The following is a 12,683-nucleotide window of genomic DNA, read 5'->3' as shown; positions in this document are numbered from 1 at the left end:
CGATACAGCCCGCCCTCGTGCGCGTTGATCAGCGCGTACACGTGCCGTCCGTCGGCGCCCACCGACACCGCCGTGCGCCCCCAGATCCCCGCCGGCAGTCCGTCGCCCTCCACGCGCTGCCAGGTGGCGCCGGCGTCCGCGGAGCGGTACAGCCCGCTGCCGGCGCCGCCGTCCACCAGCGACCAGGGGGTGCGACGCACCTGCCACATGGCGGCAAAGAGTATGCGCGGGTTGGTGGGATCCATGGCCAGGTCGATGGCGCCGGTGCTGTCGTTCACGAACAGCGTCCGCTCCCAGTTCTTGCCGCCGTCGGTGGAGCGATACACCCCGCGCTCCGCGTTCGGCTTGAACACGTCGCCCTCGGCGGCCACATACAGCACGTCGGGGTTGCGCGGGTCCACCACGATGCGGCCGATCTGGTGCGAGTCCCCGAGCCCCACGTTCGTCCACGTGCGCCCCGCGTCGGTGGACCGATAGACGCCGTCGCCCGAGGCGATGTCGGTGCGCGGATCGGGCTCGCCCGTACCCGCGTAGATCACGTTCGGGTCGGACGGGGCCACCGCCAGCGCGCCGATGGATCCGACGTCCGGCCCCTTCCACGAAGACTCCCACGTCTGCCCCGCGTCCACCGTCTTCCAGACGCCGCCGTTGACGGCGCCGAAGTAGAAGGTGGACGCGTTGCCCGGGATGCCGGCCACCGCCTCCACGCGTCCGCCCTGGAAGGGGCCGATGTTGCGCCAGGTGAGCGCGCCGTACACCGACGGCGGGATCTGTTGCGCCCGCGTGGTGGTGGAGAGCGCGAGCGTCGACAGGGCGATCAGCAGGGCGAGCGTCGCGGGCGTCATGCGAAAACGAACGGTGCGCATCGAATTGGCTCCAGGTGGGTACTGGATCGGCGCGCCGTGCGCGCAGCCGTGCCTCCAGAACTCGACAAGAGTCTGCACAATGTTCGGCCGCGGCGCCATGGGGTTCACGCCGTAGGTTGGGCAGCCTTGCGGCGTAGCACGCCTATGCTACCTTTGTAGCATCTACATGCTACGGAGACCCGATGGTTCGCGATCTGACCCTGCGGCAGGTTGGCGGCTCGATCGGCGCCACCATTCCCAAGGATATGGCCGAGCGGCTGCACCTGGACGTGGGCGACCGGGTGCTGGCGGTCGAGACCGACCGCGGCATCCTGTTGACCCCGTATGATCCCGACGTGGCGGCCGGCCTGGACGTGGCCGCACGGGCCGCGAAGAAGTTCAGGAACGCCCTTCGCGAACTCGCCAGGTAGGCAATGCGTGAGCCGCGGTGGGTGCCGCGCGTCGTCGTCGAGGCCGTGCATCTCGATCAACTGCGCGAGCACGGCGGCCTCCAGGGCATTCGCGACGACGCGGCGCTGGAGGCGGCCCTGGCTCGGCCGCGGCAGAAGTGGCACTACGACCCGAACGTGGATCTCGCGACACTCGGCGCGGCGTATGCGTTCGGCCTTGCGAAGGCGCACGCGTTCAACGACGGCAACAAGCGGATCGCATTCCTGACCGCCGTGGTCTTCCTGGGGCTGAACGGGAGGGATCTCGCCGCAGACGAGCCCGAGGTGGTCCAGGCGATGACCGCGCTGGCCGCGGGCACGCTCAGCGAGGCGCAGATGGGGACGTGGCTGCGTGAACGCGTCGTGCGGCTGGCCAAGTAGTCGGCCCCGGTCAGGCGCCTGGCAGGCTCGCGATCTTGCCCATGAACAGGATCGTGCCCGACAACCGCTCGCGGATCACGAACACGAACGGCCGGTCCACGCGCATCACCGCCGGGGGCTCGAAGGCAGTGGTTGCGACCCCGGTGACCGTCACCGCCGCGGCTTCGGTGCCGCTCTCGTCCACGCTCACGAACGTCTTCTGCTTCACGAAGCTGACGTAGAGTGCGGTGCCCATCGACGACATGCGCGTGAAATCGGCGCCGTCGGGCACGAACGCCGCGTTCATGCCCAGCGCCTTGAGATCCCCGTTGAGCGTGCGGGCGTAGCTCAGCTTCATCCTCGGCAGGTAGAGGTCCACCTTGCTGCCGTGCAGGCTCGTGGTGAGCGTGGTCCAGAAGGCCGGCGTGAGCGAATCGGCCAGCGCGTCCACGCTCACGCCGGGCGCCGGGAGCAGCACCGTCATCGTGAACGCGGAGTCGCCGTAGGCCAGGTCCACCGCCTGATAGGCGCCGGTCTGCACGTAGCTCATCGTGCCCTCGCGGTGCATGAGCATGACCTGCTGCGGCGCGCCCGCGGCGGGGGTGAACGGCGCCGCCTGCGTGAGCGCCGAATCGAAGCGCGTGCGCCAGTGCGCGTTGAAGTACACCGCGTTCACCAGGTACATCACGTCGCCCTGCCGGATGGCGTCGAGAATCGTGGGAATCTTGCCGTTGGTCTTGGTGTTCACCCAGCCGTTGATGGCCGCCAGTGAGGCGCTCTGGTTGGTGAAGTCGAGTGGCTGCACGTCGGCGTCGAAGTACGTCCTGGTGGTGTCGAGGAAGCTCTGGTAGAAGGGGAACGTGCGGTCGTACCAGACGGAGTTCGCCACGTCGAGCTGCACGGCCGGATCGAGCCCCGTGAGCAGCGCGATGAGCGAGTGGTAGCCCGCATCGATGTCGTGCTGCGAGGTGGAGCCGAACTGGAGCGCCGAGCGCATCTCGTCGTAGGTGCCGTTGGCGGCGCCGTTGAGGGCCATGCCGAGCGACATCGAGGCACTGAGCGGCGACAGGAAGACGTTGGTGTCGGGCTGCGCGGCCGACACCTTGCCGAAGAGCGCGAACGAGAACGCGTTGGCCGCGCCGAGCACCGACTGTTCGGCGGGGGAGAGCTGCCGGGGCAGCGCCGTGAGCGCTGCCGACGGGCCGGCGGGCGCGGTTGGCGAGTGGACGCACGCCGAGGCGGCGAGGAGCGCGGTGAGAACGGCCAGCGAACTACGATGACGGATGAGGCGCATGGGTCACTCCGGTGCGCTGTTGGGAGACAGGCTCCGCACCAGCGGCGGCGGCGGCTGCCCGTACGCGAGGCGCCGGAGCAGGTCGAGCACGGCTTCGCCGGCGGCTTGCCCCCGCAGCGGATCGATGATGTTGTGCGGAAGGCGCAACGAGTCCGGAAGCTCGTACACCAGGGCCATGGCACCGTGTCGTGACCAGTCGTGTGCGAGCGCCTCCGCCGCCGACTCCTTGACCGTGCGGTCGGCGGCGTTCACCAGCACGACCATGTCACGCGTGCGCGGAGTGTCGCGAGCGGCGTCGCTCAGGATCGAGCGTCCGAACTCGAAGATCTGCGCCGCCGCGTGCAGATTGAATCCCGGCTCGCGGTCGGGTCTCGTGGTGTCGGGTGGCGACCGCCGCGTCATGTTCGGCAACCGGTCGGCGAGGCCGATGAGCGGGCGGTCGAGCAGCGACGGGATGCGGCCCGGCTCGATGGCCGGCGCGATGAGCACCACGCGCGTGACCTGGCGATGTTGGGCGATCCACGCGCCCACGGTGGCGCCCATGCTCAGGCCCACCACGACCACCGAATCGCCGAGGCCGCCCGCTTCGGTGACCACCGAGTCGCCGACCCCCTGCAACTGGGCGGCGGTCAGGGCGGAGAGCGCGCCCACGCTTCCGCCGCGCAGGCCGTGTTCCGGAAGGCGTGGCACGTAGACGTTGTTGCCGTCCGCGTACAGGAGATACGCCAACCTCTCGAATTGGCGCGGCGAGTCGGTGAGGCCGTGGAGGAGCACGATCACGCGCGGCGTTGGCGCGCCGCCGGTGAGGAGGATGCTTCGCGCACCGGGCGCCCCGATGCTGTCGTCAACGGCCTGCCGCTGAGCGATCGCGGCGATGGAGCGCGCGTAGTTGGAGTCGGCCGTCTGCGCCGGCAGCGGCCGGACCGCCGCGGCGACGGCCAGCAGGGCGACGGCCGCGAGTGGCCGGGAAAACACAAGGGACGGGTGTTTGGAAGCGAACACGTTCCACATCAGCGGGTCCAGATGTAGATCGCGCCGCAGATTTCGCCGATCGCATCCAGGGGCAGCGATGCGAAGTCCTTGTACACCTCGATTGCCTCGACATTGTTGATGTGCAGCGTGCCGATGAGTTCGAACGGATCGCCGCCGGACCCTCCCATGGTGGGCAGGGAACCGCTGGCGCCCCTCGTCGGCGGCATCGGGACGGTTCCGGAACTCCCGCGGAGCAGGCTGTCCGGAGGCCAGACGCGCTGGTAGTCCAGCATGATCAGGATATGGTTGTTGCTGCACCCGGGAAAGGACAGTTGGGTGCTGCCCATGTTCTGCCGCAACCGAAGACCCGGCACGCGCTGCAGCATGTCCGGCAGATCGGACGTCTTCATCTTCAGCAGGTCCTCGTGCGTGTAGAACAGCCCGCTCGTGGTTGACGAATACCGGCGCCGGTAGAACTCATCGTACTTCATGGTATACGCAAGCCGCGCCGGCTTGCCGAACTGCCCCACCGCCCGGGAGCTGACGGCCGGGAGCATCACGGCGGATCGTGCGACCGTGATGGTTCGGACCGCCGTCTCGCCGGCGGCCAGCGACAAGGGCACACTCGTGGTCGCGAAGCCGATCTCGTGTATCGTGAGCGTACGCCGGCCGGGCGGCACCCCAGCGATCCGAAACGTCCCAGTTGAATCCGCGGTGGTCGCGAGGCCGAGGGTATCGAGCGATACGATCGCGCCGGGCACCGGCGCGGCCACGGAATCCACCACTCTGCCCGTGATGATTCCCGTGCCGCGCGCAACGGGCTGCTGCGCGGAGCACGGCGCGGCGCCTGCCATTGCCAGCAACATGCCGGCCAGGAGAAGCCTGTGGCGGCGATCGTGCATCGGCAATCTCATGGATACCTCCTCGCGCGGGGGAGCGCTCCACCGGCGGTGCGCTCCCATTCCGTTATCTACTACGAGTCGTGTCCAACGGGAAATCGAACGCACCAACCACAAGTTGTCGAACAGCGTGCCCCCGCAGTAGCGCGGGCGTGAACCGCAACCTCGGCAGACAGTCACGAACGGCCTGGGTGAACAGTTCGTGCGTGGTCCGATATACGCGAAATGTGGGGAGATCAACTCGGCCACGCGTATCAACTATGAAGCTTACAACAACTTTCCCCGCGACATGGGCCTCGCGCAGCAGAATGGGAAAGACCGGCGGCCGCATGCCGGCACGCATCTGAGCGGGTTGGTCAACGTGCGCATAGTCATAAACGACCTCGTCTGGTGCCTGGCCGCACGCGACGGCCAACGGCGTCGCAATAGCCGCGCTCAGCATGAGCACTCCCGCGCCGCGGCGGTACGCACACCCAACGTGTGACTTCCGCATGCGTTCGAGCTTACTACCCGCAGATTAACCCATCATGAACGCGGCATTAGAGATCCGTGAGGTACATGACGGCTGGCGTTGGCTGGATAACGCCCCGGCGCTCTGCGGCGGACGGCGAGGCAAGCGGCGGCGGGGCCATGTATCCAGCCTCCTGGCTTGCGGCTGTGATCCATTACTGTACGTTGAAGAGTGGAGCTGAGGTAGTCCTATGGGCGCCAAGGTCATTTCGCGTGTGTCGACCACCGCGCGCTGGTGGGTTCTTGCAACCGTCAGCGTGGCTGCAGTGGTCGTTGCCTGCTCGGCAACTCGATCCGTGCAGCCGGGGCCGCCGGGGCCGCCGGGGCTCTCCGTCGCGGCCACGGCCAGTCTGATCGGAAACCCGGATACCGTGCAAGTGAGGCTTCGCGTGCTCAACATCGGAGCGGACACGCAGACGGTTGGGTGGGATCACTGCATGCAGACCGGACCCGCGAATGCCATACGTGCGTATCTGCCAGGAACGAGGCAACTGAAGTGGGACTGGTTCCCGGCGTACGCGGCGTCGGCGTGTGACCTCCTGCCATACGTCAAGCTCCTCAACCCCGGCGACTCGGTGGTCATTTGGGGACATGTCCCGACGGCCGACATGCTGGGAGACTCTCTGGCTGCGGGGCCCTACGATTTGACGTTAACGCCAAAGTATCTCGAGCCATCCGCGCCGGAGGAGATCTCTCTCGGTCGATTCACGCTCGCCCGTTGACGGAGGCAACGGCCGTTCTCGTCCGCTGAGCCTGGCACTCGAGATACGGCTGGAGAGCGCCCACGCCAGCATGCGCTCCATCGCTGCCCGGATGCGCGGGGTGACGAAGACGGCATCCGGCAACTCGACCGGCTGCACTGCCACGGACGTTGCCATCGGCACCAGCGCCACCCCGGGCGCTACCGCGACGCTCGAGCCTGCGGCGTGGCGCGGCACGCGCTCCGGGCGGATCGCGACCTTCCACGCGCGGAGCAGCGCCGGGTCGGCGCGGAGTTCGCTCGTGACCATCGCGTCGAGCGCGCTCACCGTCCGCCGTGCCGCGGCGATCGCCATGCGGAGGCCGGCGGTGGCCCGAGCGCGTGCCAGTCGGTGACGCGTATGCTCGTTCACCGACGCATGCATGGCGCCGGCGGCGCGGTTGAGCTGCTCGGCGAAGTCGGTGGGGAGCCCCGCCGAGATAAACAGATGAGCCGATTGCGCGGCGAACTCGGCCATGCCGGCGGCGTGCGCCCGCAACTGCTCGGGGCTGGTCCAGCGCGGGGGCATACGCAGCGGTGACACTGCGGGCGAGGCCAGCGACTCGGCGGCGGCGATGCTGACGATCGGCGCCATGTGATCGCGGAGCAGCGCGGTGTGGAGGGCGTGGCGCTTGCGGGTGGCAATCTGCGCCGCGAGGTCGCTGGCCGCCTGCGCGGCGGCGTGGTCGTCGATGGTGGACAGAAGTTCACCCAGCCGGCGGCGGGCGCCGGAGCTTGCGACGCCAGGTAATTGCTCGGCGCGGTCGGCGATGAACGCGTACGCGGCCCGCAACGACTTGAGCTTGTTGGCTTCCGTGTGCTTCATGGTGCTGCCTCCGATGGAGAAGTGGGGGGAACGGAGTGCGGCGCGCGGTGGGCGCGCCGCGAAGCGCGGTGACCCGGTGGAGGAGCCCGCTGTCCGGGATGCGAGGTCGGGTGGCCGAGTGGAGCAGCCGGGTGGCCGAGGTGCGAAGTCGGGTGACCGGCCGGAGGACTCGACGGCCACGCGCGAGCAGTCCGGTGGCCAATGGGAGAGGTCGGCTGACACACGCGTGGAGTCCGGGAGCAGGGCGGAGAGGTCAACGGTCCCGACGGCGGCGTCAGGTGACCGTGGCGAGGAGCGCGGGGCGCAATCTGCGCCGCGCGGGGTGCCGAGTGGTCGGTCCCCTACTTATATATCGCCGCCGAATGCCAAACGATTGAAATCAGATTGCGCCGGCGCGTACCGAATCACCGCAAGGCGCGCTCGACCGCCGCCGGTGCGGAGCGGAATCAGGCGATCAGTGATGATCGCGGTCGGCAGCGAGGATCCGGAGCACGGGGCGGCCGTCCACGTTCTGCAGTGGCAGGTACACCCGGTGGGTCAGCGGATCCACCGCCACCGAGTGCGCGTGCGGAATGTGGAGCACTTCCACCGGCTGCAGCGCATTCCGCGTTGCGTTGAACACACTCACGACGCCCGATTCCGACGCCACGTAGAGCCGCCGCCACGCCGCGTCCCACGCGAGCACGTCGGGGTCGTCGCCCACCGGGTACGTGGCCAGTACTTTCATGGTGCGCAGATCGAGCAGCTGCAGCGTGGCGTTGCCTTCGGACGACACGAACGCCAGGCGCCCCGTCTCATCTACGGTGAATCCGTGCGGGTGGTCCGATCCCGGAAGGTCGTAGCGGGCCACCACCTTCTCGCTCGCCGGGTCGATGGCCACCAGCTGATTGCGCGTCTGCACCGCCACGAGAATGCAGTGCGACTCCGAGTCGTAGTGCGTGTTGCCCGCCTCGCCGCCGAGTGCGATCAGGCCGCGCAGAGTATTGGTGCGGGCATCGATCACCAGATCCACGCCGCCCGATTCGTCCGAGACGAAGACTTTGTTCTCCGCCGGCGCGTAGGCGATGCCGTCGGGAAAGCGCGCCCCGGCGATCCGTGCCTGGACCGTGAGCGTTTGGTCGTCGACCGCGACCACCTGGTGCACGCCGGCCGCCGATACGTAGATCGTGTGGTGTTCGGGGACGGCCAGCACCCCCGTTGCCCGATCGACGCCGCCGACGTCGCCCACGACGCGCGACGCATCGAGGTCGAACACCAGCAGCCGGCCGGCGTCCATATGGCTGATGTACAGGCGGCGGCTGGCCGGATCCACGCTCTGGTAGTCGAACCGGTTGGCCGGCCCCGGAAGTGGGACGTCGGCCACCAACTGCAGGTGGCCGGCCGGCGCCATGGTCGCCGGCATGCTCGGCGCCGACCAATGTGCGGGGGTAAGCGACGTAGCGGTGGCCGCGCACCGCGCGGTCTGTGCGGCGGCTGGACGGCGCGGCTTGCCGTGCTGCGGTTCCGACTCGATTCTCCAACTGACGTGCAGCACACCCGCGACGAACCGCGACGAGGTGCCGCTCCCCTTCGTGACGCAGCCCTCACAGGAGAGCTGTATGATCCACGGGTAGCCGCGCACCGGGAGCACCCGAACGCTCCGCCCGAAGTAGTTCGTCGCTTCCAGCCACGGATACACTTGGGTTGGATATGGCCCGTGCCATTCCCGGCTGTGATACAGGAGGTTGTCTCCGCGTCGTTCAGCGGACGCTCTCGCCGCCACTTCCCACCCGCCGGCATCGCCCCGCACCTCGAGCCACAGGTTGGGAGCGATTTGCCGTACCACCGTGGACGCGGTGTCCGTCACGGCCAGTGAGAGTTCACCGTGTGCTTGAGCGGCCAGCGCCGAGTGAGGAGGGCCGGCCGCAATGAAAGCGAGCGCCCACAGTACTCGCGTCGCGAAGCGGTCGAGAGTGATCGCTGACGTCATCGGCGTTCCTGTTCGGCCTGCGCCCAACGCAGGACCCGGATGAACCCCAGCGCGACGAGCAGCGTTGCTGCGGCGAACAGGAGCGCGACGCCGAACATGGGTGGACCCCAGACGAGCGCCGAAAGGCCGCTCGTGATGGCCAGCGACACCGCCCACGCCATACGTAGCGGATGCGCCCAACGCCGCTGCCAGAAACAGGTAGCCATGACGAGCACGCTCAAGAGCGAACCCATGAGCTGAACGGCGGTCTCGATCCGGGTGCCCAGCGTTTGAGATCGGGACAGTTGCCGAAGCGCTCCGGCGAGCGTGCCCCACACCACCACGGCCAAGACAGCCAGCGCGCCAGCCAACACGCTTCGCCGAACCCACGGTCGAGACTTCACGGATCACTCCTTCGGGGGCTAACGACGCTGCGCGGCCGCCCGCGGCAAGCGAGTGTCAGGGCACGGCGTGCCACGTCAACAACGAGTCCCGATCGCCGGTAGCTCTGGCAACTGCTGCGTTGTCATGGGAGGAGTTGGTCCACGAGCAGGCGTGAGGGCCAGGCCAGTCATGATCTCTAGCCGGCGATGGTCTCGATCTCGGCGGGCAGCTTGTTCAGGATCAGATGCTTGAGCTGCACCTTGGTGCTCGCGTTATCGATATCGATGCCGACGAGGTTGCCCGCCCGATCATAATCCAACGCGATCCCCTCCGAGACGGTACGCGTCTCGACGCTCGGCTGCTCCGAGAGATCGATATACAGCGAGTCGGTGTCCGCGTGATAGTTCAGTTTCATGGCTTGAATCCCCGATCCGGGAAGGCGTTATGAATAGTAATCTGATCATCAAGGGTGACGACTCGCAGGAAGCGACCATCCAGTTCCGGGACCGCGATCCAAAAACGCCAGCGATTGCTCTCCTGGCGCTCCTTGCGAAGCGGTTTTTCGATGGCGCGAATGCACCACTCTTTGCGGAGGTAGGGCCGTTTCCGCAGCACTTCCTCCTCGAAATATGTGGTGAATCGGTAAGTCGTCACGCGTGAAAGATGGTTGACGTTAGTCCCGCTCAGGGGCCGGAATGTCAAGATTCCGGCAGATCTTTCGAGCGCGGATCAGATCAAGGCGCTTCACGACCGCGGCGTTCGCTACGCGGTCAGGAGCAACGGCTCGCGAATGACCGTCACAGCCTCCAATTCCTCTTCCGCCGCCTACGCACTTCCGCCCGGCATCTCCATCTCCACTTCGATCCCGCCCATCCACCCCGCCACCCAGTTGTACAACGCGCAGCCCAGCGCCACGAAGACGAATCCGAACACCCCGTACAGCACGGGCATCACGACGGCCACACCCACTCCCCACGGGCCGGTTGTCCCCTGCGGCGCGGACAGCGCAACGAAAAGAAAGATCGGCGCGAAAATCAGCCCCATCAGGGCGTACAGGATCCCCATCATCTTCGCCGTCTGCCCGATCGAGAATCGCCTGATTCGCTGCACCATCGGTGCCTCCTCGTGAACGGTGAGCCGGACATTAGAAAGATTAGAACGCGGCTTCCCTGCCAGGATCCCTAAAGTACAACGGCGCCCCATCGCTGGGGCGCCGTCTGCAGTGTGCGCGGGTCAACCGTCCTACCCCCCTGCCGTCCTACCGTCCTACCCACATTCACTAAACCCGCACACGTGACACTTCACGCACCCCTCGGCATACTCGAGCTGTGATCCGCAGTCCGGGCACGTTCCCATGAACGCCTGCCCGCCGTCGAACGCCTCCAACTCGAACTGCGCCTGGCCGGCGCCACCCGCCGCCGGCGTCGCCTTGCCCACCTGCCGCACCACCACAGGGTCCGTCGCATCGCCCGGCGCGGAACGATCCGCGATCAGCTCCTGCTGCACCCCCTGCTTGTCCCGCATCCATTCCTCCAACGCGAGCCCGATCGCATCGGGCACGCTCATCACCTTGTTCGGTCCGAGTCCCACCACCCGGTCCGACGAGATGCCTCTGAGCTGCCGGTGCACTTCGGGCAGCGGAATGCCCGACCGCAACGCCAGCGAGATCAACCGACCCATCGCCTCGGCGTCTGCCATCGCGCTCCCGCCCGCCTTGCCCAACGTGATGAACACCTCGAACGGCTGCCCGCGATCATCCTCGTTGATGCTCACGAACATCGTCCCCAACGGCGTCTCCTTGCGGATGGTCGTGCCCCGCAGCTTCTCGGGCCGCGACCGCTTGGCCCGCCGCTGCAGATTCTCCGCCTCCACGTCGTACACCTTCTTCTTCAACCGCTCGATCTCCGCGTCCTGCTCGGCGATCGTCCCCCGCAGATCGCCCATCTCCTCGCGCGACGCCTTGGCGCTGCCGTCACGCTCCGCGGCCGCCTTCTGCGTGGCCCCGGTGGACAGCACCTGGTTGTCCCGCGACCCATCGCGGTACACCGTCACGCCCTTGCAGTTGAGCGCGTACGCGCGCTCGTAGATCTTGCGCACGTCGTCCACGGTGGCCGTGTGCGCAAAGTTGGTGGTCTTGGAGATGGCCGAGTCGCAGTGAAGTTGGAACGCCGCCTGCATCTGGATGTGCCACTCGGGCAGGATCTGATTGGCCGTCACGAACACCCGCTGCCAGCGCTCCGGCACCTCGGGCATCGCGATCGTGCCTTCCTTGGCGATCCGCGCCATCAACTCCTCGCTGTACCACCCCTCGGCCCTGGCAATGCGCACGAAGTCCTCGTTCACGTCGGGCATCATCACGCCCGCCTGATTGCGCATGAACGCCACGGCGAACAGCGGCTCCAACCCCGACGAACAGCCGGCGATGATCGAGATCGTTCCGGTCGGGGCCACCGTGGTGACATTGCAGTTGCGCAGCATCTGCATGGGACGGATGCGCTTGCCCTCGGCGTCGCGCGCGCAGGTCTCGTCGGGCCCCCAGATGGACCGCGCCCACTCCGCGAACGGCCCGCGCTCCTCGGCCAGCCGCTGGCTCTCCCGCTTGCCCTCGACGTCCAGGAACTCCATCACCTTGCGCCCCATCTCCACGCCCTCGGGCGTGTCGTACGCGATGCCCAGACGCACCAGCATGTCGGCAAAGCCCATGAGACCCAGCCCGATGCGGCGGATGCGCTTGGACAGCGCGTCGATCTCGGGCAGCGGGTACTTGTTCACGTCGATGATGTTGTCCAGGAAGTGCGTGGACAGATGGACGTCGCGCCGGAGCGCGTCCCAATCCATCACGCCGTCCTGCACGTAGTAGCCCACGTTGATCGAACCCAGATTGCACACGTCGTAGGCCAACAGCGGCTGCTCACCACACGGATTGGTGGCCTCGTACGCGCCAAGGTGCGGCACCGGATTGTACTTGTTGGCCTCGTCGATGAAGAAGCAGCCCGGCTCGCCCGTGCGCCACGCGCCCAGGATCATCTTGTCCCAGACCATGTTCGCGTCGAGCTGGCCCACCACCTTGCCGTTGGCCGGATCGACGAGGTCGTAGCTGGTCTTGTGCTCCACCGCTTCCATGAACTTCGACGTCACCGCCACGGAGATGTTGAAGTTCGTCACCTGCGTGAGGTCTTCCTTGCAGCTGATGAACTCGAGAATGTCGGGGTGATCCACGCGCAGGATGCCCATGTTGGCCCCGCGCCGAGTGCCGCCCTGCTTCACCGCGTCGGTGCTGGCGTCGTACAGCTTCATGAACGAGATGGGACCCGAGGCCACGCCCGTGGTGGAACGCACCATGGACCCCTTGGCCCGCAGCCGCGAGAACGAGAAGCCCGTGCCGCCGCCCGACTGATGGATGAGCGCCATGCTCGCCAGCGTGTCGTAGATGCCGTCCTTATGGTTGGACAGGGCA

The 12,683-nt window shown here is 67.3% G+C and carries 13 protein-coding genes; 2 read left to right on the top strand and 11 right to left on the bottom strand.

The window, feature by feature from the left end:
* On the bottom strand, nucleotides 1–866 hold an 866-nt coding region (locus VNE60_11900), incomplete at its 3' end, for a hypothetical protein (protein ID HVB32223.1).
* A gap of 182 nt (nucleotides 867–1,048) precedes the next feature.
* Between VNE60_11900 and VNE60_11895 the strand changes: the two genes are divergently transcribed.
* Both VNE60_11895 and VNE60_11890 read left to right on the top strand, forming a co-directional pair.
* Nucleotides 1,049–1,276, top strand: coding sequence for an AbrB/MazE/SpoVT family DNA-binding domain-containing protein (locus tag VNE60_11895; protein HVB32222.1), 228 nt, complete (start codon nucleotides 1,049–1,051; stop codon nucleotides 1,274–1,276).
* 3 nt (nucleotides 1,277–1,279) lie between these two features.
* Nucleotides 1,280–1,675 carry a type II toxin-antitoxin system death-on-curing family toxin gene (locus VNE60_11890; protein HVB32221.1) on the top strand — a complete coding sequence of 132 codons (396 nt, stop codon included), beginning with the start codon at nucleotides 1,280–1,282 and terminating at the stop codon, nucleotides 1,673–1,675.
* 10 nt (nucleotides 1,676–1,685) lie between these two features.
* Here the strand turns inward: VNE60_11890 and VNE60_11885 are convergent, their stop codons facing one another.
* From VNE60_11885 to VNE60_11840, 10 genes are all read right to left on the bottom strand, one after another.
* Complete coding sequence (locus VNE60_11885) at nucleotides 1,686–2,948, bottom strand: serpin family protein (GenBank protein HVB32220.1); 1,263 nt, start codon at nucleotides 2,946–2,948, stop codon at nucleotides 1,686–1,688.
* A gap of 3 nt (nucleotides 2,949–2,951) precedes the next feature.
* Nucleotides 2,952–3,923 (bottom strand): alpha/beta fold hydrolase, encoded by a 972-nt coding sequence (locus VNE60_11880; protein HVB32219.1) that lies wholly within the window; start codon nucleotides 3,921–3,923, stop codon nucleotides 2,952–2,954.
* Nucleotides 3,924–3,958: 35 nt separating this feature from the next.
* Nucleotides 3,959–4,834 (bottom strand): carboxypeptidase regulatory-like domain-containing protein, encoded by an 876-nt coding sequence (locus tag VNE60_11875; protein ID HVB32218.1) that lies wholly within the window; start codon nucleotides 4,832–4,834, stop codon nucleotides 3,959–3,961.
* A gap of 1,145 nt (nucleotides 4,835–5,979) precedes the next feature.
* Nucleotides 5,980–6,894 (bottom strand): hypothetical protein, encoded by a 915-nt coding sequence (locus tag VNE60_11870; GenBank protein ID HVB32217.1) that lies wholly within the window; start codon nucleotides 6,892–6,894, stop codon nucleotides 5,980–5,982.
* 454 nt (nucleotides 6,895–7,348) lie between these two features.
* Nucleotides 7,349–8,296 (bottom strand): YncE family protein, encoded by a 948-nt coding sequence (locus VNE60_11865; protein ID HVB32216.1) that lies wholly within the window; start codon nucleotides 8,294–8,296, stop codon nucleotides 7,349–7,351.
* A 563-nt stretch (nucleotides 8,297–8,859) separates the two neighbouring features.
* Nucleotides 8,860–9,246 (bottom strand): hypothetical protein, encoded by a 387-nt coding sequence (locus tag VNE60_11860; protein ID HVB32215.1) that lies wholly within the window; start codon nucleotides 9,244–9,246, stop codon nucleotides 8,860–8,862.
* 176 nt (nucleotides 9,247–9,422) lie between these two features.
* Nucleotides 9,423–9,641: a DUF2283 domain-containing protein gene (locus VNE60_11855; GenBank protein HVB32214.1), complete on the bottom strand. Its 219-nt coding sequence runs from the start codon at nucleotides 9,639–9,641 to the stop codon at nucleotides 9,423–9,425.
* On the bottom strand, nucleotides 9,638–9,880 hold the full coding sequence (locus VNE60_11850) for a hypothetical protein (protein HVB32213.1): 243 nt from the start codon (nucleotides 9,878–9,880) through the stop codon (nucleotides 9,638–9,640). Before VNE60_11850 ends, VNE60_11855 begins: the two co-directional genes overlap by 4 nt.
* A gap of 171 nt (nucleotides 9,881–10,051) precedes the next feature.
* Nucleotides 10,052–10,339 (bottom strand): hypothetical protein, encoded by a 288-nt coding sequence (locus VNE60_11845; GenBank protein ID HVB32212.1) that lies wholly within the window; start codon nucleotides 10,337–10,339, stop codon nucleotides 10,052–10,054.
* A 153-nt stretch (nucleotides 10,340–10,492) separates the two neighbouring features.
* The coding region (locus tag VNE60_11840) for a vitamin B12-dependent ribonucleotide reductase (protein HVB32211.1) at nucleotides 10,493–12,683 on the bottom strand (2,191 nt) is incomplete at its 5' end.

The sequence above is a fragment of the Gemmatimonadaceae bacterium genome, from assembly GCA_035533755.1.
GTDB lineage: Bacteria > Gemmatimonadota > Gemmatimonadetes > Gemmatimonadales > Gemmatimonadaceae > JAGWRI01.
Note: the sequence above shows the minus strand (reverse complement) of the source record. Positions and strands in the feature narration are given on the sequence as shown.

Bases quoted from the DNA above. Each gene is read 5' to 3' on its own strand.
- VNE60_11895 (HVB32222.1), top strand. From the start codon at position 1,049: ATGGTTCGCGATCTGACCCTGCGGCAGGTTGGCGGCTCGATCGGCGCC.
- VNE60_11875 (HVB32218.1), bottom strand. From the start codon at position 4,834: ATGAGATTGCCGATGCACGATCGCCGCCACAGGCTTCTCCTGGCCGGC.
- VNE60_11865 (HVB32216.1), bottom strand. From the start codon at position 8,296: ATGCCGGCGACCATGGCGCCGGCCGGCCACCTGCAGTTGGTGGCCGAC.
- VNE60_11870 (HVB32217.1), bottom strand. From the start codon at position 6,894: ATGAAGCACACGGAAGCCAACAAGCTCAAGTCGTTGCGGGCCGCGTAC.
- VNE60_11890 (HVB32221.1), top strand. From the start codon at position 1,280: ATGCGTGAGCCGCGGTGGGTGCCGCGCGTCGTCGTCGAGGCCGTGCAT.
- VNE60_11885 (HVB32220.1), bottom strand. From the start codon at position 2,948: ATGCGCCTCATCCGTCATCGTAGTTCGCTGGCCGTTCTCACCGCGCTC.
- VNE60_11855 (HVB32214.1), bottom strand. From the start codon at position 9,641: ATGAAACTGAACTATCACGCGGACACCGACTCGCTGTATATCGATCTC.
- VNE60_11845 (HVB32212.1), bottom strand. From the start codon at position 10,339: ATGGTGCAGCGAATCAGGCGATTCTCGATCGGGCAGACGGCGAAGATG.